Below are 21672 nucleotides of genomic sequence, written 5' to 3'. Positions count from 1 at the left end.
AAACAACACTGCCTTAGGGCTAGTCTGAGTCAGAGTGTGATGTAGGCAGTGACAAAGCCCGCGCTGAGCGCGATCGCCTCTTAGCCCCCCAGCAGATTTGCTCCATCATAAAAGATAGTTATAGGAGATACTTATAGGTAAGGGGTCGCCCTTAAGTTCGCAAAATAGTAGCTACGAGACATGGCACCCAGACGCCCTTCTAAAAAGCCTCAATCCGATTCTTCTGATCACCCCTCAGATCAGTCGCAGCAGAGCAGTGACAATCAAACAGACAGCCCTGATGGATTATTTCCGGTTGTCGGAGTTGGAGCTTCGGCTGGAGGCTTGGAAGCTTTTACCCAATTGCTGCATCATTTGTCAACCGATACGGGAATGGCATTTGTTCTGATTCAGCACATGCCTGCCAATCTGGAAAGCACGTTGAGTACGATTCTTTCTAGAACGACTCAAATGCGGGTGCAGGAAGCGCAGGACGGCATGATGGTAGCCCCTAATCAGGTCTATGTGATTCCGTCGAATTTTTCGATGACGATCGCTCAAGGGGTCTTAAGACTAAAGCCTCGCTCAGAGGCAAGCGGCGTATTTATGTCGGTCGATATGTTTTTGCTCTCCCTGGCAGAGGAACTGGGCAACAAAGCGATCGGCATTATTCTATCGGGGGGCAATTCGGATGGAACGCGGGGCATTCAAGCCATCAAAGGGGTTGGGGGTGTCACCTTTGCTCAATGTGAAAATACAGCACAAGTTGATAGTATGCCCAACACGGCGATCGCTACAGGCCAGGTAGACTTTGTTTTACCGCCTGACCAAATCGCCGCGAAACTGGCAGAAATCAGTCAGCACCCTTACATTGCCAGCCCCTCCCCTGTTGAATTGGATGGCAGCTCACCTGAAGACGAGAATTCTCTCACGGTGATCTTCAGTTTGCTGCGGAGGGCGACTGGCGTTGACTTTACCCACTATAAGCAAACGACATTAAGTCGCCGAATTCAGCGCCGGATGCTGTTGTACAAGTTGGAGCACCTAGACGATTACGCTCGTTATCTTGAGGGCAACCCGGCAGAAGTGATCGCGCTCTATCAAGATTGCTTGATTCATGTCACCAGTTTCTTTCGCGACCCTGAGAGCTTTGATGTCTTAAAAAGTCTCGTTTTTCCTGCCATCCTCAAAGACCGATCGCCCGGTAATCCCATTCGGATCTGGGTGGCAGGCTGCTCTACAGGGGAAGAAGCGTACTCGATCGCCATCTCCCTGCTCGAATTTCTCGCGGATCAGCATCCCCGTGTGCCGATCCAAATTTATGCCACTGACATCAGTGAGGCAGCGATCGAACAAGCCCGCAGCGGCATTTACACCGCTAGCCAGGTTGCCAATGTTTCTGCCCAACGGCTCTATCGGTTTTTTGCCCAGGTTGAGGGGAACTACCAGATTAGTAAAGCGGTGCGCGAGGTGTGCGTCTTTGCCAAACAAAACCTGATTAGTGATCCGCCCTTTTCGCGGCTCGACTTAATTAGCTGTCGCAATGTGTTGATTTATCTAGACAATACTTTGCAGAAAAAGCTCTTGCCCATTCTCCATTACGGGTTGAAGCCCACGGGCTTTCTCATGATTGGCACGTCAGAAACCGTTGGTGACTTTACAAACCTGTTCGTGCTGTGTGATAAAAAGAACAAAATTTACGCCAAAAAACTAACAACGGCTCGACCCAACCTTGATCTGACTGCCAGCTCTTATTCTCCAATGATCATTGAGCCTCAGCCGCTTGAACCCGATCATCTCCCCAGCGACTTAGAGCTGCAAAGAGAAGCCGATCGCATTGTATTGAACGAATATGCCCCCGCTGGAGTGGTCGTTGATGCCAACCTGGAGATCCTGCAATTTCGCGGCAAGACCAGCTCCTATCTGGAACCGATTCCCGGTCGCGCCAGCTTAAATCTGCTCAGAATGGCAAAAGGAGAATTGCGGCGAGAATTAGAGTCTGCTATCTATCAGGCCAAACAACAGAAGTTGCCCATCAAACGAGACGGCTTACAGGTGAGAGAAGCGGATCGAATTCGATCAATCACCGTCAATGTCATACCTTTGCAGGTGGGGAAGAACCAGGAGTGTTTTTTGGTGCTGTTTGAAAGTGCTTCAACGCTGGAGTTAACCATTGCATCCGACGATGGCAGCACTTCCACGAAGCACAAGACCCGCGATGTTCAGGAGATCGATCGGCTCAAGCAAGAACTGACCGTAACCCGAGAACATCTGCAATCAATCATTGAGGAGCAGCAAGCCACTAATCAAGACTTGCGGGCTGCCAACGAAGAAATTTTGTCGAGCAATGAAGAGCTGCAAAGTACGAATGAGGAACTTGAAACGGCAAAAGAAGAAATTCAGGCGGCGAATGAAGAACTGAACACCATCAATGATGAGCTGCGTCGCCGCACGCAAGAAGCTACTCAAGTCGGCAACGATTTGCAGAATTTGCTCAACAGCATTCATGTTCCCATCTTGATGCTGGGAGCGGATCTGCAAATTCGGCAATTCACTTCAGCGATGGAAGGGATCTTTAACCTGATCTCGACCGACATTGGGCGATCCCTGAGTGACATAACCCATAAACTGAACGTGCCCAACCTGGAGCAACAAATTTTAGAGGTGATTCGCACGCTCAACTTAAAGACTCAGGAGATTCAAGATCGAGACGGACGCTGGTATCATCTGCAAATTCGCCCCTATCGCACCGTTGACAACAAGATCGATGGGGCAGTGCTGATTTTGATTGATATTAACGACCTCAAACGCAGTAATGCTCAGTTGGTGGAAGCGAGAAACTATGCGGATGCGATCGTGGAAACCGTCTGGGAACCGCTGATCGTGTTAAATGGTGATTTGCAGGTCATCACCGCCAATCATTCGTTCTATGAAACGTTTCAGGTTTCAATCGTGCAAACCGAGCAATCTTCGCTTTTTGAACTGGGTAACGGACAATGGAACATCCCCCAACTGCGATCGCAGCTTGAAGAGATTATTACCAGCAATACCCCGTTTCAAGATTTTCGAGTTGAGCATTCTTTTGACCAAATTGGACATAAAATCATGCGGCTCAAGGCTCGCAAAATGTCGATGAGTAGCAACACCCAGATGATTTTGCTGGCGATCGAGGACATCACGGAGCAAAACCGATGCTAAGAGGAAAAGCTCTTGAAGGAATGTTGGATAGATCATTAGCAGATAGCACTATCAGAAGGCGCGATCGATGAGTCATGAGCAGACTGAGCAGCATTTTCAAATCATTCGTCACTGGCTGATGGCACTGCAACAGCAAAATCTACCCGGTTGGGACAAAATCGATGCCGTACTCGAAGATCTGCAAGTGACCTGTGAGCAGATGCAAACCCGTTTGGAGTTTGCCGAAGCTGCTGAGGAAGAGCGACTCCAGCAGAATCAGCGGCTCGCCGCAGCCTATGACCATTACCGCGATTTATTTCAGTCTGCTCCGATCGCCTACCTCGTCACGGATGCCGATGGGGTAATTTTGGAAGCCAATGGGGCGAGCGCCCAACTCCTCAATGTGCCCCAAGCCTATCTAGTGGGGAAACCGATGGCTCGGTATGTGGCAGAGGGCGATCGTTCAGCCTTTCGGACTCATTTGAATCAGCTTTCTTATCAGAGGGATAGCCAAATTTGGCAAATGACCGTGTGTCCGCGAGGTAGACAACCCTTTGCTACTGAATGGCATATTGCGACCCTTGCGGTATCTGCGAAGCCGGATGTCCCTCATCCTAACGGGCAAATCGAGATACGGATTGCAGTGTACGACTTGAGCCACTCCCAGCCAGAGAATTCTCAATTAGAGCTTGGAGCGTTGATGCAACCTTCAAACCTCAAGCCTCAAACCTCACCTCCTGCATTGCCATTACCCCAATCTCTTGATGGTTTGCGGGTGCTTGTGGTGGAAGATGAAGCAGATATCCGCGAATTTGTTACGGCTATCTTTGAGGCGCATGGCATTGGTGTGAAAACGGTTTCGAGTGCAGCCGCAGCCTTAGAGGCGTTAGAGCAGTTCCGTCCAGATGTATTGCTGAGCGACATTCGAATGCCAGATGGGGATGGCTACAGTCTGATCCAGCAGATTCGAGCGTTAGAAATTGAGCAGGGAAGACACATTCCTGCGGTTGCCATGACGGCGTATCTAGAAGAAGACCGAGAAAAGGCAATTAAGGCTGGCTTTGAGGCACATTTGCACAAGTTGGCTCGACCGATTGAGTGGGTGGAGTTAATCGCTCAATTGGCCAGGCAGGTATCTCATTAGAGACATGATCCCTTTGGGCTAATCTTAAAACAGTTGTCTCAGAAGAGGAATTATTTCAAAAGAAGGCTAAGGATGACAGTGCCTCCTAATTCTTCCTGTACCTTGTTCTGGTGAAAAATCCTGGTGAAAACGGGGTCACGATAGTTCTATTAATTCACGGTTTAATTCAGGGTTTAATTCAGGGTTAGACGCACTCACCCTATTCAACTGAATCGTAAGATTTCTGTTCTTGTCAGTTTTATCATCGACTGCCTTTTTTGAATCAAGCCAGACAACTTTCAGTTAAGCTTGTTTTTTTAAGCTCTTATCTAAACTTCCATGAGTTCACTCAAGTTAAATGAGGAAAGCTGTTCCGCTTTTGGTCGTCTTGTTTTACAGCATCTCAAGGATAACCCTCATACCAATATGAGCCAGCTTGCCAAGCAGGTTGGGCTCTCCCAAGCAGGACTGAGCTGGATTTGCCTCGAACGCAATAGCCCCAGTGAGGAAACCGCTCGCAAGATTGCGCCTATCCTGGGGGTGGATTTAACCAAGATTGCTCGGCTGGTCTATGAAAACAAGCTAGAGAGTTTAGCGCGTCTGAGTGCGCTGAGTTATTCAGTCAAGGTAAAACAAGCTTGGGTGACTCGAAAAGTGCCGATTGAAGATGCGATCGCTGGATTAAATGCAGTTTTTCATGCGTTTCACTATGTGATCAGAAGCATACCTGAAGTAGAGAAGCCAACAGATTTTCAGATTTATAAGCAGGCCTATGAAGTGGTTAAAAGACAGTTTCTGAGAAACAGAATTTTAGCCGAGAGGTCAAACTCCTAAAGCTGTGCGAGCAAGGGGCTTTTGTCACAGCCGCTTCTACAGAAACAATGGTCTTCGCGATCGAAGTGTTCTTAAGTGACATCACGATCTTACTTAAGTAGCTTTTATCAGCGAGATGACCGTAGAAAGTTGCTTATTGCCAAGTGGCTTTTATATCTGCACGCCGAATTAAAGTAAAAGCAGTCAAGTTACTGATGTCTATTCCCAGAAACTGGGCGATAGAGAAACGTTTTGTAGGGGCAGTTTACAAGCAGGAAAAGTTCGCAAACGCTCTCACCCACTTTCTCGTAAGAACGTGCAGTACCTCTTTGACACAAAGCCTTTATACAGAAATAGTAGGCTTCCTGAACGCTGAAGCGGTCTACCTGTTTCTTTTTCCTTGCTGAAATATTCCTGAGTTGTTCTTTGAGTTTTTCCCCTAAAGCTCTGTCTAGAGATCCATGCCTCAACAGAATCTGTCCTGCACTATCTAAAGTAGAAAGCAAAACTTACTTAAGTTAAGCTGGGGTTAGAAGCGAATGCCAGATGAAATAGAGTCGAAGGAGTAAGGAGCATTACGGCTTAAAAGAACGTGACCTAGAGCATTAGCCTGGGCTGTCAACGCACCATGTCAGCCACATGAATTGCCGATGATATTAGCAAACTGGCAGCGTCCACGTATCCTCCAGTAATTTTCTACACTAAACCCGCTTGCAGTTTAAGGAGTCGAAAATGGAAATGCAATTTGCAACAAACGAATTGAGCGAGCCAAAAGCAGAAATAGTTACGATTCAGGCCGATAACGATTCTGAAACTTTAGCGATCGAACCTCAAATGTCATCGGCGGCTGAAGCAGGGCGACAGTTTGCTAAAACGGCGGCTGACATTATGGCTAATCTACCGGCTTACACCATCCAGCTTTTTCAGCGATATCGATCGGTGTTTATTGCTTTAGGCTGGCTATTTATCGCTTTGATTGCTCTTAAATTGGTGGGAGCAGTCCTTGGCGCAATCAACGCAATTTTGTTTGGTCAGTCGTTCCTTGAGCTAATCGGTTTAGCTTATTGCGTCTGGTTCATCAATCGCTATTTGCTGACCGGGAGTAAGCGACGTGAACTTTCACAGCAGATCGATCGAATTAAGCAGCAGGTTTTAGGCGAGGCAAATTCCTAGAGGATGGTTGAGAAGTCGTGATTGCAACCTAAATTGCCCTCTAGTCCCTCATTCGGGGAAGAACTGAGCTGATTATCCTGGCTTTTAGAGTTCCCTAAAGTTGAGTCACTCAGGGAGCAATTTAGGACAGTAAACACTTTTCAAACATCGTTTTAAACTGCCCTCAAACTTAAATGTGTTTCCCATACTCAGCCGCTAGGTTAACATCTGGCGGTTTATTGTGCAGACCATTAAGTGTGCAGAGAGTGTGCAGATCATTGTATTGCTGGTGAGTGTATTACTGGTAAGCCATAGGAATAGCTCAGTACAGCTAATCACAGCTAATCGCACAACACAAATTAAACCTTAATTAAATCCTGAAATCCTGCCGCGATCGAGTGCGTTCAAACCCCTTGATCGAACAGTAGCATTGCTTTTCAGGGGAGCAACGCGCTTAAAAACAGATCTATCGATCGACAATAAACGGTTCTGCCTTTAGGTCAGCACACTCATTAATTTGAACACGCAATATTAAGTGGAGAATGCAGTTTTACTTAAATTAAGGGGTAGTTAATGCAATCAAACCGAATTCGGCGGGCAGTCGGCACTTTTCCTAATCACGCTGCCGCAGAACGCGCACTGACTGAATTGAGAGACAGCGGCTTTCCGATGGACAAAGTATCTGTCGTTGCCAAGGATACACAGCATCACGATCGCATTGCAGGCGTTGAGACGAGCGATCGGGTGGGTAACAAAGCAGACGACGGAGCGAAAGCAGGCGCAGTCAGTGGTGGTGCATTGGGTGGACTCACGGGACTGCTCGTCGGGCTAGGCGTTCTGGCAATTCCCGGCATTGGACCTGTAATGCTGGCAGGTGCGGGCGCAACGGTATTGGCAACAGCACTGTCGGGAACTGCGATCGGCTCTCTAGCAGGTGGATTGTTGGGCGCACTGGTTGGGCTGGGCATTCCCGAAGAACATGCCAGAGGCTACCACGATCGCGTAACTCGCGGCGAATATTTGGTCATGGTAGAAGGCAACGATACCGACCTCGCTCGCGCCGAAGCCATTCTTTCGCATCGTGGGATTGAGGGCTGGGGGATTTATGATATCCCTGGCGCTGTGGCACAGCCTGTTGAAACGAATGAAGCGTCTGTTGCCGCTGTCCGGCCTGCAACATCGGAAACTATCGATCGCGCGCCGCACCGGGATGTAGCAGACACAGAAGCAATCCGGCTGTACGAAGAACGGCTGCGGGTCGATAAAACACGCCGTAAAGCAGGTGAAGTCACGATCAGCAAGCAGGTTGAAACCGAGACGACGAGAGTTACTGTACCGATCGAAAAAGAACGTGTCGTCGTTGAGCGCATTGCTTCTGACGAGATTGGTAAGCCTGTCGCTCCGGGTACGGCAAACTTCCAGGAGGGCGAAGTTTTACGGGTAGAAGTGTACGAAGAAACGCCCGACATTCGCAAAGAAACGATTGTGCGGGAAGAAGTTCATCTGCACAAAGCAGTCGACCACGAAATGGTGAAGGCTGAAGAAACGCTCCGCCGCGAAGAGCTCGATGTGGATGTAGACGGCAATCCGATCATCAAGGGCGATCGCTTCTAATGTCTGAGTTCAAACCTGGAGCGGAAGTGAATCCCTTGCTCTAGTGCGCTTCAGGCTTGAATCTCCCATTCTTTGTCAACCCTTTCAAACTTCAACTTGCAATACCATGAAAAAACTGACTTTAACGCTCTTAGCGAGCTTTCTCATGCTGGGTGCAGTTGCCTGTAGCACAGCCAGAACCACTTCGAGTGCCCCCGATGCTGCTCAGCCTGAAGGCGATCTAACCAAGCAGACTGCGGAAGATAACCAGGGTGATGCAACTTCTGAACTACGCCGCCGACAGCTTAATGCTGACATTCAAGCGCGAGAACAACGCAACAATGTAGATGGCGGTGACGCGGTGAAAGCGGATACTGACCTTGCCAGCCAAGTGCGCTCAAAACTGGAGGCAAATCTGCCTGCGGCTGAAGTGACTGTCGAGGCGAAAGATGGAGTCGTCACCGTGGCGGGAACCGTGGTCGATCAAGAACAGTTCGACAAAATTGAGCCACTGACCAGAGAAATTAAAGGTGTTCAGGCAGTTGTCGTTGATGCAAACTTGAAGTCTGCCGCGGAGCCAGGAGCAGCTGCACCCGATGCAAGCGAGACAATTGATACTCATACCAATACTGATTCAAACTAGCGTTTATCGCGATCGTTGATGAGCATCACTTGATTGATGAAACCCTCTTACTTTCTTGGTAGGAGGGTTTTTTGATTACTAATGAGATGATTACTGATGAGATATTAATTTATCGATCGACATCATCACCCCTATCTGTTAACTAGACCGAATCGGAAATAAGAAGGAGAAGTTGAATAGGAAGAACAGTTCCACATATCGATGAAATCTAATTTATAACTGAAGAGCATAAAACTGAATAATTTCAGAATTAGCGATTCTGCTCTGTGCTAATTTTCTTTTTTTTATAAGCAATGCTAAGTAGTTTTAGGTTCAGAAAACCGATAGAACTCTTCTTGCTAGAAAACATCCTAATTCCAAGCTCAACAAACCTAGCAAAGTACTGCTCACCCAGTAAAGAAAAGCAAACTGCCAGTTTCCTACCGCCACTAGCTTTTCTATATCCAGAATATAAGTTGAGAAAGTGGTATATGACCCCAAAAAACCAACGGCAACAATAAGGCGTACATCCGGCGAAATGATATTTCGTGCGACTGCTATGCTGGTGAAGAAGCCCATAACAAACGCACCGGAAAGATTAATAAAAAGCGTTGCGATCGGAAAATTTATCCCCAACCCTTGATTGATGCCAAGCGAAAGATAGTAGCGACTCAACGCCCCAACAATCGCTCCCAATCCAACTGCAATTGGAATACGCAAGCGACCTTCAGGAGACCGCAAAATCGATCGCCCCGTTTGTTCTCGTCTCTGCAACCAGCCCATTCTAGTGACCTCCCCGATGCAGCAAATGGGCGATCATCATGCCAATTTCCAGACACAATCCCCCCACAATTGAGCTGCCCAGCCAGTAGAACAGAGCTTTCTTACGTTCTTTGTTCTGTAACAACACAGAAGTATCAAGTGCGTAGGTCGAAAACGTGGTGTAGGAACCCAGAAATCCAGTTATCATTAAAAGCTGTAATTCTGGGGACAAAATGACTTGATCGATCGCTAGGGTTGCCAAAAACCCCACTAGCAGCGAACCAGAAAGGTTAATAAAGAATGTACCAAATGGAAAGTGCGTTCCCAGACGTTGACTGAATAAAACCGTTAGATAATAGCGGCTTAGCGCACCTGGAACTGCACCCAAACTCACTGCAACAGGTGCACCGAGATTGAAATAATTTTGATTTGCAAGACTAAAATTAGCAGAACTCAATAAATTAAATAATAAAGCGACGGAAAGCTCTCCTGATGAGAGCATCGAGCCAGTGATCATAGGCTACTCCTGATAGCATTACTCCAAACGGAAAGTAGAAGCTATCATCCACTAGATCACCTGAGAATTACAAATCATTAGCAACAAATATAGCTGCTATCTGTTGCTGTCTCCTCATCGAAGGGCAGCTGGCAAGATTTGCGGCTACTGTTCAACGGCTACTGGTCAGTGGCTATTGTTCAACGGCTATTGTTTAGCGGCTATTGTTTAGCGGCTATTGTTTAGCGGCTACTGCTTCAAGGTGACAGCACGGATTAAAACCAAATAGGATTAAAACCAAGCAATAAAGGGCAGTTGCCCCTGTATCTCTCATCTCAATCATCTGGCAGCAAAGCCTTTTGATGGGTGCCTTAACTCTGTGTCTTAATTCTGTGCCTTAATAGGGTGTTCCGCAAATTTGGCTTAGCTCGGCTTCGGTCGTGCCAAATCGCTGTTGCCGACAGAGAATCACCTGAGCAACTCGTTGGCGATTATAAAATTGGTGAGCAAACCAGCCAATCGGTAGCCATAGAACCGAACCGACCAACACACCAATCGTCAAACTTGATATTAAATCCTTGCGCCGAATCCGGTTCGTCTGGCGATCGGGGGCAACAGGTGCTTCTCTCATTACAGTTAGCCTCATTCATCTGCTTATCTATCAGCAAAGCAAATTTTTTCTCGCCCAACATCTCCCCATCTGCTTATCTCCCAAGTTCGACAGGATGACTTGCGCGACGGTTGTTTCAGGCTATTCTGGTCTTGAGAAACGTTGACGGGAAAAAAAGCCATGCAAACTGTGGACGCTAAAAACAGCCCCCTTGCCGGACAGCCAGTTCCTCCCGATAAGGTGATGGATGTTGAGCAATTGCTAAGCCAGTATTACACCGTCCAGCCGGACGCAGGCAATCCGCTTCAGCAGGTCAGCTTCGGAACATCAGGACACCGGGGTACAGCCGCAAACGGCACATTCAACGAAGCCCATATTCTGGCAGTGTCGCAGGCAGTTGTGGAGTATCGGAAGCAGCAGGGCATCGATGGTCCGCTCTATATGGGCATGGATACCCACGCGCTCTCGGCTCCGGCTCAGAAAACTGCGCTCGAAGTGCTGGCAGCTCATGGGGTTGAAGTGCTGATTGCAGCAGGCGAAGGCAATGCTCAGTTTACGCCCACGCCCGTCGTCTCTCACGCCATCCTGAACTATAACAAAGGCAAAAATAGTCAGGGCAAAAACACTGGACTCTCAGACGGCATCATCATTACCCCTTCCCACAACCCGCCCACCGACGGGGGCTTTAAGTACAACCCGCCTACCGGAGGCCCGGCTGAGCCAGAAGCCACAAAATGGATTCAAAATCGGGCAAATGAACTGCTGGCAACCCAGAATCGCGATGTGCAGCGCATGGCATACGAAGCTGCTCTGCAAGCCAGTACGACCCACGCTTTCGACTACATTACGCCCTATGTGGCTGACCTGGAAAATATTGTGGATCTGGAAGCGATTCGATCGTCTGGCATTCGCATTGGGGCAGACCCCCTGGGCGGATCAAACGTTGCCTACTGGGAGCCGATCGCCGATCGCTATGGCTTAGATATCACGGTCGTTAATCCCAACGTCGATCCCACCTTTCGCTTCATGACGCTCGACTGGGACGGCAAGATCCGCATGGACTGTTCCTCGCCCTATGCAATGGCAAGCCTGGTGAAGCTCAAAGATGACTACGACATCGCCTTTGGCAATGACACCGACTCCGATCGCCACGGCATTGTCACCCGCAGCGTGGGCTTAATGAACCCGAACCATTTCCTCTCTGTTGCTATCTGGTATTTATTCACCCAGCGCAGCAACTGGTCTGCAAATAGCGCGATCGGCAAAACCCTGGTCAGCAGCAGCATGATCGATCGCGTGGCAAAAGAAATTGGACGGCAGGTCAGCGAAGTGCCCGTTGGCTTTAAGTGGTTTGTGTCTGGCTTGCTTGATGGCTCCTTTGGCTTTGGTGGTGAAGAAAGTGCCGGAGCCTCCTTCTTGCGGAAAGACGGCACAGTGTGGACGACCGACAAAGACGGCATCATTATGGATCTGCTCGCTGCCGAAATTACCGCCAAAACCGGAAGAGATCCCGGACAGCACTATCAAGACCTCACCTCGCGCCTGGGCAACGCCTACTATACCCGCATCGACTCCCCCGCCACCCCAGAGCAAAAAGCCCGCCTCAGCAAACTCTCTCCCAACGACGTCAAAGCAGACACGCTGGCAGGCGAACCGATCGTCGCTAAACTCACCAACGCTCCCGGCAACGGAGCTGCGATCGGCGGTCTCAAAGTCGTTACCGACAATGGCTGGTTTGCTGCCCGCCCCTCTGGAACCGAAAACGTCTACAAGCTCTATGCCGAAAGCTTTAAAAGCCAGGAGCATTTGGGGCAGATTTTGCAGGAAGCCGGGGAAATTGTGGGAGGTTGAGGAGTGGATGGGTAGAGGGGTAACGGGGTAAGTGGGTCGGTAGGATTGAGGATTGAGAATGGGAAGGTTTAGGCTTGATCACCGTTAAACAGCAAGTAACTCAAGCCCAACTCATCACCCAATCACTCATTCACCGAATCACTTATCCACTTATCCATCCGCTCACCCTTCTACCCAATCTGATGCCCTGCCGCAGTAATAACCTGCTTGATCGTCTCCTCCGAGGCTCCGGTTTCGATCGTCACTATTTTCTGCTCCAGATTCACATCGACTTTGGCATCGGGTTCTGAAGTCAGGATCGTTTCTTTCAGGTCACGAGCAGCATCAGAGCTATCTAGACTGGGAACGCTAAGTTGCAAATTCATAAGCTTTATTTAACTGTAAGAGGACTAGTCGTACCTTAAGGAGATCGGGCCCGATCTTCTTCTATTAAAGGAAGGATTTTCCTCCGGCTTCTGCGATCGAGTTGAGTACCTCAGCGGGCATTTGAAATCCCATTCCTGAATCATTTCCCTGGAGCCTTGAGGGGGCAATATTGAGGGGACAATGTAGGACATCGGATACTGACCGAATATCCTTCAAACATCCTTGAAAGTCTCTCCTCTGAAAGAAGCAGGAATGCAGTTCGCTGCATAGAATACGCTTCATCATTAAATTCAGAAAATTACCGATGAGACAAGTTTTATCGCAACTAAAACAAAAGCGGCGGGCTGCGATCGTTCTTCTCGCAACGATTTTAATCTGGCTAGGCAGTTTCGCTCTCCTTCCCTCTGCAGCAACTGCGGCGCCTGAGGTTGGTGCCGGACAGCCGGCGGATGAGTCGATCGATCGTGCCTACAGCCAATTCAGCCAGGAAGCAGGTTTACAGGAAGAGATTTTTCAGAAGCGGATGCAGAAGGGCGAGAATCCTGACAAGCTGCCGCAGCCCTATAAGCGGATTGAAAGTTTGGACGATCGAGAAGTGCCAGAAACGAGCCTGGTCGAAACTGCGGTCAGTAAAGCGCGTCAACTGGTGAGCGGATCAAAGGACAAAGCTGAGAAATAACGCTAGTCAGCCATTCAACGAGTAGCCATTGACCGTTTTCCCTACGAAGGGTCGCAGCACAACCAATAGACACAAAAGGCTTCATCCAAAGCTGTATCCATAGTTCACAGAGGCATCATAAGGGAGATGCCTTTTTTATGGTTTAGTTCTGCTTGTTGAGAAAGTCCCTTGCCGGGGACTCTAAGAAAGTTCACAATAGCAACAGCGATCGAGCTGCCCTCTGAGTAGAAACCTGCAGAGTAGAAACCTGCACGGAAAGCGTTCCTGACTCGTCCCCAATCCTTAGGCGACTTATGCAAAGCTCCCCCTCTCATTCGATCCTCGATATCACTGCACTCGCCGCAATTCGCGAAATCGTGGGTGATGATGAACCCATGCTGTTCGTTCAAATCATCGACTGCTACTTGCAAGAGTCTCCAGCCCTGCTCGCAGTGATGCGAACCGCCCTGGTGCAGGAAAACACAGAAGAATTTACGCGGGCGGCTCATTCCCTCAAGTCGAGCAGCCAGTATTTAGGAGCAGTGGAGCTAGTCGCACTTTGCCGACAATTAGAACAGATTGGGCAATTGAACCGGATTGAAGATAGAGCCGAGGAAATTGCGGTGACTATGGCACAGCTCGAAGCCCAATACCTCCAGGTCGAAGTTGCCCTTCAGCAAGAGCGTGACGCAGCCGAGCTGCTGTGATTCGTCTTGATCAAATCGCGCTGTAAAAGCAGGCAAACCCAGCACACTTGACAGAACATCTGATAGACAGAACACCTGATAGAATCGCCCAGTCAGCTCATCCGGGTGTGCGAGGTCGAGCCATCGCAGGCTTTCTATACTAATAGGTAAGTCAAGCAGAAGTCGTTCTACTTTCCTGTCTTTTAGGAAAGATATTTGTCTTTGCTGCCCCAAAGCAGCTTTTCAATAGGGTGATTTCCATTTGAGATGTAGAGTGCCGATCGCAGAACGTCTGCCCTGCTAGAGTTTCTGAGATGAAATTCTGCCGGACAAGTGCAGTCGATTTGATTCTGCAATTTCAACCGAATACGGCATTCTCTCACGACATCTCGCTGACTCCAGGCTTGAGATCGGTTAAAACAAGCTGGAAACTTAAACAGGGAGCAATGCTCCTTTCGCTCAACTGCATACTTTATGGGATTCATAACAACTGCTCCTCGGCAGTCAAACTGTCGGACTTCGCTGCATGAGCAAACAGCGTCAGAGCAATGTTGTGAGGAGGTACACAAAAATGAGAACGCAAAAACAGTGGTTGGAGTATAAACAACTCGAACAAATTCCTTTAACGATCGCTGAACTTCAGCAGGTATCGCAAGACAACTCTGGTCATACCCATCGACTGAGCGACTGGCTGAGGCAAATTTGGCGACCGATCGCCCGCATGCTGGAATCGACAACAGAACCCCATATCTGGAAAACCTACGACCAGATGGGCAATCCGATTTGGCACGCTCACGATCCGATAACGGGGCAAGAAAGCGAATGGATTTCTGAAGACGATCTGCGGGTCTGGCTGGAAGAGCGCTACTATCAGCCTGTACGACAGCCGCTTATCACATCGCTAGAACAGCGGTAAATCTGAGTCGAGTTACGGCTTGAATTCTAATTTCAGTTCATTTTAGGGTGGGCACTGCCCCCCTTTTTTTTACACTGCTGAATTGATTCTCTAGGCTGAATCGATTCTCTGGAAAAATTACACTTTGCTGAGATAGCGATGGATAAACTGCACACAAACGCTGCCCTCGCCAACGCCCGATGCAACCCGCTTTACCGAGCCATGCCGCACATCTCCCGCTACAAAAATACCGGGCACATTCGTTTCCAGCAGAAACGGATCGCGATCGAGCGTCCAGCCCTTTGGACGGCTCTGGTTTTGCAGCAAATCTGGACCCGCTAGAATAAAGCCGTTTTCATCGCGTTCTACCACCCCTGCCAGCCAATCGGTTGCCGGACGTGCGCCAATAAAGATAAACAGCGATGGTGCTGGAACAGTTTCTTGCGCTCCGGTGCGAGTGTCTTGCAGCACGATTCCCTCTAAATTCTTCTCGCCCTTAACTTCTGCAACCTGGGTGTAGGTGCGAACAGTGATGTTGGGGGTTGATTCGATTTGATCAATCAAATATTGAGACATACTCTTGGTGAGGGAATCGCCGCGCACCAGCATCGTGACCGATCGCGCATATTTCGAGAAGTGCATTGCCGCCTGTCCTGCCGAGTTTGCACCGCCCACGACAAACACATCTTCCCCCTGACAGGAGAGAGCCTCGGTCATTGCTGCCCCGTAATACAAGCCCGCACCCGACAATCGCTCTTCGCCGGGGATGTTGAGCTTTCGGTAAGAAACGCCGCTGGCGATCAAGAGCGCGTGACAGCTTACTTCGCTGCCGTCTGCCAGGGTAAGAATGCGGTAGGAATCCTGAAGCCGAATGCCAGTCACCGTTTGTGGCGTTAAAATTTCTACACCAAACCGCTTTGCCTGGGTTACGGCTCGCCGTGCCAGATCCGCGCCGCTGAGTCCCACTGGGAAGCCGAGATAGTTTTCGATTCGCGAACTCGACCCTGCCTGCCCGCCCGGAGCTTCGCGCTCGATCATCACCGTCGTTAGCCCTTCTGATGCCCCATACACCGCCGCCGCCAGTCCCGCCGGACCTCCCCCCACGATCGCCAGATCATAAAAGGGACGTTCTGCCTGGGTTCGCAGCCCAATCCGCGCCGCAATTTCTAAGGTAGAGGGCTGAACCAGGCGCGAACCATCAGTAAACAGCACGAGCGGCAAACGCTGAAGTCCATCGGGTTCGCCATAAGCCAGGAGCTGACAGGCTTCCTGTGCAAGTTCCACATCCAACCACTGATAGGGAATCTGGTTTCGTGCCAGAAAATCCTTCACTTCATGGGATTGCGGCGACCAGCGATTGCCCACCACGCGAATGCCTTCAAATGGCGGACGGAAACCTGCCATCCAGTCATCGAGTAAATCATCCAGCACCGGATACAGCCGCTCCTCGGGCGGGTCCCAGGGCTTCAGCAGGTAGTAGTCAAGCCTGGCACTATTAATGGCGCGAATCGCAGCATCGGTATCAGCGTAGGCGGTCAGCAGTGCCCGCTTTGCTTCTGGAAAGAGCGGAATTGCCTGCTCCAGCAACTCGACCCCGTTCATCTGCGGCATTCGCTGATCGACCAGAAACAGGGCAACCGCTTCATTTCGCAGCTTAATCTGATGCAGCGCGTCGATCGCCACCGCCCCGGAATCTGCCCGCACAATCCGAAATCGATCGCCGTACTGTTTTCGCAAATCTCGTGCGATCGCTTGCAGAACATCTGGATCATCATCTACTGTGAGAATGATTGGTTTCGCCATATCGTTTGCTCCAGAATTATCGGCAACATTCGCTTCGGGCTGCTTTCGGTATTAGTGGTGCATTAATTGTATTGCGACAAAGGCTATGTATTGCGACAAAGGCTATGTATTGCGACAAGGCTGCATTGTGACAAAGTCAATTCTTTGCAGGGTTTCCGGAAAGCAGCAGATTCACACTTTAAAACAATTACTCAAAAACATTCTAAAACAATTACTCAAAATTGGTTAAACCGATCGTTTAGTGCTTTGGTTTGTTGTCTACCTTACAGTTTCCGCTAGAGGTGATTTGAGAAGCTGCAAATGTCCTGCACTGCCCTCTAAATTTCCTAATTCTAAGGGGCTTTGAAACCGAGAGAACAGCGACATTTTTTCCAGAATTGCCATCGTCCAAGTTTTAGTCAACAAGTTTTAGTCAACAAGTTTCAGCTAACAGGTTCTAGCCAACAAGTTTTAGCCAAGTTCTCGATTGAGGCAAAATCATCATGTTATGTGCTGAAGAGTTAGCCAAGCTGGAATTATTTCACCCATTGCCAATCGAGCGGCTGAACTGGATCTGTCACCGCTCGGAATTAGTCGAGCTATCGACAAACCAAATTCTCACCCGTGAGGGAGATGCGCCGATCGGCTTTTTGGTCCTAATGCAAGGACAGATTGGAATGACGCGCAAAAGTGACGGGGTTGAAATGCCGATCGGACATCACGAAGCCCCTGCGTTTTTTGGTGAAATCCCAGTATTAACTGGAGAGGCTTCCCCGGTTACTGTGCGAGGACTAACGGACTGCCGTTTATATCGGCTCTGCAATGATGACTTTTTAGCATTGCTGCACGAATGCCGCGTGTTTGAGCAGCAAATTTTTCAAACCGTTGCCCGTCGATCGCGGGGGCTGGAGTCGTTTATCCGTAATCGAGAAAAGATGGCAGCCCTGGGCACACTGGCAGCCGGACTCGCGCACGAACTCAACAATCCCGCCGCTGCTGTCGTCAGAGCCTTAAAAGATGTCACGCCTGCCCTGATCGAGCTACAGCGAATGAATCTGGTTTACGGACAAACTCAAGTTGAGCCAGAACACACACAGGAATGGCTGGAAACCCGCGACAAGGGCTACGAGGCGATTTTGCACAAGCACACTGACCCGATGGCGCTGAGCGATCGAGAAGAAGAACTGCTCGACTGGCTGGAGGATTACGGCGTTAAGGATGCCTGGAAACTGGCTGAACCGTTAGCACAAGGTGATATTAAAATCAAAACCCTGGAACACTTAATGGAACGCTGGCGTGATGATTCCACCGAAATGAGAGAGATGGGAATTCGCTGGCTAGCATTATCATTTGAGGTGATGTCCATGATTACGAGCGGGCTCCACGGCGCAGAACGGATTGCTGAACTGGTGCGATCGATGAAGTCTTATTCGCATCTTGATCAGGGGGCACAGCAAATCGTGAATGTGCATGATGGCTTAGAAGATACACTGAAGCTATTTAGCTACAAAGTTAAACATGGAATTGAAGTCAAACGCAGCTATGCTCCTGATCTGCCTCAAATCTCCGCGTATGGCAGTGAATTGAATCAGGTCTGGACAAACCTGATTGATAACGCGATCGATGCTATGAATGAAAAAGGAATTCTAGAGTTAACCACGAAAAATCAGGGCGATCGCATTCTGGTACAAATTGCTGATTCTGGTTCAGGAATTCCGCCGGAGATTCGATCGAGAATCTTTGAGCCGTTCTTTACAACCAAAGCGGTGGGAAAAGGATCGGGGTTGGGATTGGAAATGGTGCGCCGAATTGTCGAAAATCGGCATCAGGGATCAGTTACCCTCGAATCGCAGCCCGGAAGAACGCAGTTTACCGTTTGTTTACCAGTTCGCTAACCCAGAGAACCGCAAAAAACATTCGCGAAAAAACGACTGTGGGAAAACCTCTTCTTCCAGCGATTAAAGAAGAGGTAACGGATTGCAATTTGGGATAACTTTGTGATAATTATCTGAATTATTCGATCGCCTTCTGGTAAAACGTTTGCATCTCACCAAACCATTCCTGGCGCGATCGTTCCCAGGTGTAAAACATATGTCCGCCCTCATAATGTTTTAGCGTCAAATTAGGGCGAATTTCAGGATTGAGCTTCATCAAATCTGCAAGATGATTGGAAGCAAAATAAGGCGTAACCAAATCAAAGAGTCCGTGAGTGATATACACCTGCATATAAGGGTTAAGCGTCATGCCGACCCGCAAATCATCGACTGCACCAATAAAACCCTGCTTGAGTTGCCCGTTCATATCAAACTTCCAGGCTTTGAAGGTTTCGTAGTTCAGCAGGTTATAAATCAAATCCGTTTCAACGCCGAGCGTATCGCGCAGATGGCTGTTGATTGCACCCGTAAAGAGGCGATCGAGTCCATCCAGCGTGGGGTCAGTGCCTTCAAAGTTCGTGCGATCGGGAAAGGGATCGATCGCCGTAATCGAAGCATCGTATAAGCCCACAATCCGCTGTCGATCGCGCAGCAGTTCTCGCGAAAACACATCGATCCCAATGCGTCCTGCCTGCCGTTCCACAATAGACTGGGGTAAGCCAATCAGCTTTGCCATCTGCTCATAGGCTGCCTGTCGCTCTTCTAACGCCATTGCATCGCCCATCACCAAAAGGGGAATCAGCGTCTTGCGGGCAAATTCTTCAGCTGCGGTCAGGTGTGCCTGCATATTGCCCGGTTGCCCTGCCCACTCAGCGCGATCGTGGTGTGCTGCCGATGCTGCAAACGAAGGCAATACCGTTGTCCAGGAGGTGAGGTTGTAATCGCTGCCGTAGAGCAAACTAAACTCTAGCGCAGGCGAAATTAGAATTGCTCCCGATAGCCCCACCCCAAATTCCTGCTGAAGCATCCGCGCCAGTTTTGCTACCCGAAATCCGCCATAGCTTTCCCCAGCAATGAAAATCGGCGAGAGCCAGCGGTTTTGTCGCGATAGAAATCGTTGAATAAACTCTCCCAGTGCTTTCAGATCACGATCGACCTCCCAAAATTCGGTTTCCTTCGGTTCCTTCGAGGATTCGCTGTCTTTGGTGGCTGATTTCTCGTCTGGCTTCGCGTCTGCGTCTGCTTTGTCAGATGAATTTGCCTGAGAGCTGCGGCTGAACCCAGTGCCGATCGGATCAATAAACACCAGATCAGTAAAAGGAAGCCAGCTTTCTTGGTTATCGATCAATCGAACGGGCGGTTTGGGCAAGGCGCCATTTTCGCCAAAATAGATTCGCTTTGGACCGAGTGCGCCCATGTGCAAATAAGCAGATGCCGCTCCGGGTCCCCCATTAAATACAAAAGTGAGTGGTCGCGAGGAAGCAGCTTCTGCTTTCGCCAGATACGCGACGTGAAACATATCGGCGATCGGCTTGTCCTTATCAAACAGCGTTTGCCAGTCCGCAGATGCAGTGTAGGAAATCTGGCGATCAAGCAGAGACAAGGTATGTTCAGTAACGCTAGTTTTGCGGGTCGAATTTGGCGTATCGGACATAAGGCGTAGACAAACGGTAATAGGGAAAGTGATTGAACACACTCTCAAGGATAACCCTATCTATCAGGGGGGCGATCGCAAACTTTTCATAACAGCGGGAGTTCTAACCATTGATAAAAACCGCTTCTAACTCTATGCAGACTAATTTTCCCTCAGCATCGCGTTAGGGTTAATCCAAGTTCGACCACTGAAGTAATTGTTGGGTTTAAAAGCATGGTTCCTAACTTAATGGAGTCCACAAAAGAGTACTGGCAAAAGCTGGATACCCTGGACGCTGCCTATAAACGAGGTGAGGTCTCGATCGAAGAAGTGGATGTAAAAGTCGCGCAATACATGACAGAACTGGGACAAGAACGACGCTTTTTCTTCCGGTTTGTCCGCGACCGATTCCATCAGCTATGGCAGGAAAAACCGGATTTCTTAGTAGGAATTGGACTTATGTTTGTCCTGACCTGGATGTGGGCTGCAGTTAACTAAAGCAATCTTCAAGACAACAAAAAACCTAGCCCTTGCGCTAGGTCGATCGATTAACCTTAGGAAGCGTTGACTTTAAAGATCGCTTAGAGATGAGGGCTGAGAATTGGAGCAAGCGAGGAGTTAGGCGATCGGTGTACCAATCGCTTCGTCAAACTTAGTTCCGCGATACATTAGGTGTAGAACCTGCTGAATTGCCAGCTTGTGAATCGGCTGATGAAATCTAACTTTCGCACCGCGATATTGTCCGCTCACTGATGCATTCTCAACGGTCATTGAATTGGAATTTAGGCTGTAGCGAACGCCTCGATACTGGAGTTCCATAACTTCTATTCTGGGGGTGAGGGGTGAAACAAAGGAAATTAATTTTTAGCATCAAACCTCAAGCAATCACCCGATTGGTTCCTCTGGAAGAGGGATAATTCTTACTTGTGAGACAGACTGCTCCGTATGTCGCTACTTCTTGCGCTGGAAGTGGGGTGACTGGAAGTGTGGTGATAAATGTTGGTAGAACGGCACTGCCCCTCAAATTTCTCAATCCTGGTGGATAACGCTGGTGGATTTTCAATTGCTTGATTCTTGCAGCACTCTTCCACCATTCAAGGGCGAGGCATTCATCCGACATCGAATTTAGTAAGACAAGTAATACAACTGTTTGCTCTCAAAAAGACAAAATTCGATCGCCTCTGAGCGCTAATTTAGAGATGAAGGAGCCCCAAGAACTGGGAAACGGGGGAAATCAATGACTTTAGAACAACCGACTTGCAGCTTACTTGCACTCTAGGTTTCTCATTTTTCCCGAAAAAGGTGAGACAGACGGCTCCGTATCGCATCACTAAAACCGAGTTTCTCTTCTTTTTCTATTTAACCCAGCAAAAGAGGTAGCTCTATATCTAGCGTTGCCTGACCATCTCCCACGGCTTCCTACTCAACCTGTTGATAAGTAGAACCAGCTGAGGAACTTTGCTTTGTCTCAGATCAACTTCTGCTGAAAAAAGACAGCAATTCCTCCGCTCGCCCAGCTTTTGGCGTGAGACAAACGGCTCCCAATCCTAGCACGATCGCCTCTGGATCAAGTCACTTTTTCTCCAGATCTCGTCACCTG

General features: G+C 49.0%; 20 protein-coding genes. 12 read left to right on the top strand and 8 right to left on the bottom strand.

Translation table 11 applies throughout. The annotated features are described in order from the left end of the window. Positions 1-180: 180 nt before the first annotated feature. The 6 genes from NDI45_RS17430 (at position 181) to NDI45_RS17405 (ending at position 8480) form a co-directional block, all read left to right on the top strand. Positions 181-3177 carry a chemotaxis protein CheB gene (locus NDI45_RS17430; protein ID WP_348248090.1) on the top strand — a complete coding sequence of 999 codons (2997 nt, stop codon included), beginning with the start codon at positions 181-183 and terminating at the stop codon, positions 3175-3177. 67 nt (positions 3178-3244) lie between these two features. Then, on the top strand, positions 3245-4300 hold the full coding sequence (locus tag NDI45_RS17425) for a response regulator (RefSeq protein ID WP_348248089.1): 1056 nt from the start codon (positions 3245-3247) through the stop codon (positions 4298-4300). A 318-nt stretch (positions 4301-4618) separates the two neighbouring features. After that, positions 4619-5113 (top strand): helix-turn-helix transcriptional regulator, encoded by a 495-nt coding sequence (locus tag NDI45_RS17420; RefSeq protein ID WP_348248088.1) that lies wholly within the window; start codon positions 4619-4621, stop codon positions 5111-5113. A gap of 711 nt (positions 5114-5824) precedes the next feature. Beyond that, a complete protein-coding gene (locus NDI45_RS17415; RefSeq protein WP_348248087.1) occupies positions 5825-6265 on the top strand; it encodes a CAAD domain-containing protein in 441 nt (146 codons plus the stop codon). Positions 6266-6817: 552 nt separating this feature from the next. Next, positions 6818-7858 (top strand): YsnF/AvaK domain-containing protein, encoded by a 1041-nt coding sequence (locus NDI45_RS17410; RefSeq protein WP_348248086.1) that lies wholly within the window; start codon positions 6818-6820, stop codon positions 7856-7858. A 106-nt stretch (positions 7859-7964) separates the two neighbouring features. Continuing rightward, positions 7965-8480 (top strand): BON domain-containing protein, encoded by a 516-nt coding sequence (locus tag NDI45_RS17405; protein WP_348248085.1) that lies wholly within the window; start codon positions 7965-7967, stop codon positions 8478-8480. Positions 8481-8792: 312 nt separating this feature from the next. Here the strand turns inward: NDI45_RS17405 and crcB (NDI45_RS17400) are convergent, their stop codons facing one another. The 3 genes from crcB (NDI45_RS17400) to NDI45_RS17390 all read right to left on the bottom strand — a co-directional run bounded on the left by crcB (NDI45_RS17400) (position 8793) and on the right by NDI45_RS17390 (position 10348). Continuing rightward, entirely contained in the window at positions 8793-9242 is a 450-nt protein-coding gene (crcB, locus tag NDI45_RS17400; protein WP_348248084.1) for a fluoride efflux transporter CrcB, read from the bottom strand. 1 nt (position 9243) lies between these two features. Next, the gene (crcB, locus tag NDI45_RS17395; RefSeq protein ID WP_348248083.1) at positions 9244-9738 is read right to left on the bottom strand and encodes a fluoride efflux transporter CrcB; all 495 of its coding nucleotides are present in this window, start codon (positions 9736-9738) and stop codon (positions 9244-9246) included. A gap of 376 nt (positions 9739-10114) precedes the next feature. Further along, positions 10115-10348, bottom strand: coding sequence for a hypothetical protein (locus tag NDI45_RS17390; RefSeq protein ID WP_190789726.1), 234 nt, complete (start codon positions 10346-10348; stop codon positions 10115-10117). Between the two features lie 159 nt (positions 10349-10507). On the opposite strand from NDI45_RS17390, the gene pgm reads away from it, so the two are divergent. Continuing rightward, on the top strand, positions 10508-12178 hold the full coding sequence (pgm, locus tag NDI45_RS17385; protein WP_348248082.1) for a phosphoglucomutase (alpha-D-glucose-1,6-bisphosphate-dependent): 1671 nt from the start codon (positions 10508-10510) through the stop codon (positions 12176-12178). A gap of 170 nt (positions 12179-12348) precedes the next feature. Here pgm and NDI45_RS17380 read toward each other — a convergent pair whose 3' ends face one another. Next, positions 12349-12543, bottom strand: a complete 195-nt coding sequence (locus NDI45_RS17380; protein WP_348248081.1) for a heavy metal transport/detoxification protein — start codon at positions 12541-12543, stop codon at positions 12349-12351. A gap of 305 nt (positions 12544-12848) precedes the next feature. Between NDI45_RS17380 and NDI45_RS17375 the strand changes: the two genes are divergently transcribed. Together NDI45_RS17375 and NDI45_RS17370 are read left to right on the top strand one after the other, a co-directional pair. Beyond that, positions 12849-13223: a hypothetical protein gene (locus NDI45_RS17375; RefSeq protein ID WP_348248080.1), complete on the top strand. Its 375-nt coding sequence runs from the start codon at positions 12849-12851 to the stop codon at positions 13221-13223. Between the two features lie 293 nt (positions 13224-13516). Continuing rightward, positions 13517-13909: an Hpt domain-containing protein gene (locus tag NDI45_RS17370; RefSeq protein ID WP_348248079.1), complete on the top strand. Its 393-nt coding sequence runs from the start codon at positions 13517-13519 to the stop codon at positions 13907-13909. 182 nt (positions 13910-14091) lie between these two features. Here the strand turns inward: NDI45_RS17370 and NDI45_RS17365 are convergent, their stop codons facing one another. Further along, positions 14092-14373 (bottom strand): hypothetical protein, encoded by a 282-nt coding sequence (locus tag NDI45_RS17365; protein ID WP_348248078.1) that lies wholly within the window; start codon positions 14371-14373, stop codon positions 14092-14094. Between the two features lie 86 nt (positions 14374-14459). On the opposite strand from NDI45_RS17365, the gene NDI45_RS17360 reads away from it, so the two are divergent. Then, the gene (locus NDI45_RS17360) at positions 14460-14804 is read left to right on the top strand and encodes a hypothetical protein (protein WP_348248077.1); all 345 of its coding nucleotides are present in this window, start codon (positions 14460-14462) and stop codon (positions 14802-14804) included. A 117-nt stretch (positions 14805-14921) separates the two neighbouring features. On the opposite strand, the gene NDI45_RS17355 is transcribed toward NDI45_RS17360, so the two are convergent. Beyond that, positions 14922-16586 carry a response regulator gene (locus tag NDI45_RS17355; RefSeq protein WP_190791946.1) on the bottom strand — a complete coding sequence of 555 codons (1665 nt, stop codon included), beginning with the start codon at positions 16584-16586 and terminating at the stop codon, positions 14922-14924. Between the two features lie 482 nt (positions 16587-17068). Between NDI45_RS17355 and NDI45_RS17350 the strand changes: the two genes are divergently transcribed. After that, on the top strand, positions 17069-18460 hold the full coding sequence (locus NDI45_RS17350) for an ATP-binding protein (protein WP_190791947.1): 1392 nt from the start codon (positions 17069-17071) through the stop codon (positions 18458-18460). A gap of 118 nt (positions 18461-18578) precedes the next feature. On the opposite strand, the gene NDI45_RS17345 is transcribed toward NDI45_RS17350, so the two are convergent. Next, complete coding sequence (locus NDI45_RS17345; protein ID WP_348248076.1) at positions 18579-20093, bottom strand: peptidase S10; 1515 nt, start codon at positions 20091-20093, stop codon at positions 18579-18581. 213 nt (positions 20094-20306) lie between these two features. Here NDI45_RS17345 and NDI45_RS17340 point away from each other — a divergent pair, with 213 nt between their 5' ends. Further along, positions 20307-20570, top strand: coding sequence for a hypothetical protein (locus NDI45_RS17340; protein ID WP_190792444.1), 264 nt, complete (start codon positions 20307-20309; stop codon positions 20568-20570). A gap of 120 nt (positions 20571-20690) precedes the next feature. Here NDI45_RS17340 and NDI45_RS17335 read toward each other — a convergent pair whose 3' ends face one another. Further along, entirely contained in the window at positions 20691-20891 is a 201-nt protein-coding gene (locus NDI45_RS17335; RefSeq protein WP_190792445.1) for a DUF4278 domain-containing protein, read from the bottom strand. Positions 20892-21672: the final 781 nt, after the last annotated feature.

The organism is Leptolyngbya sp. GB1-A1 (assembly GCF_039962475.1).
Classification (GTDB): Bacteria; Cyanobacteriota; Cyanobacteriia; order Elainellales; family Elainellaceae; genus Leptolyngbya_A.
Note: the sequence above shows the minus strand (reverse complement) of the source record. Positions and strands in the feature narration are given on the sequence as shown.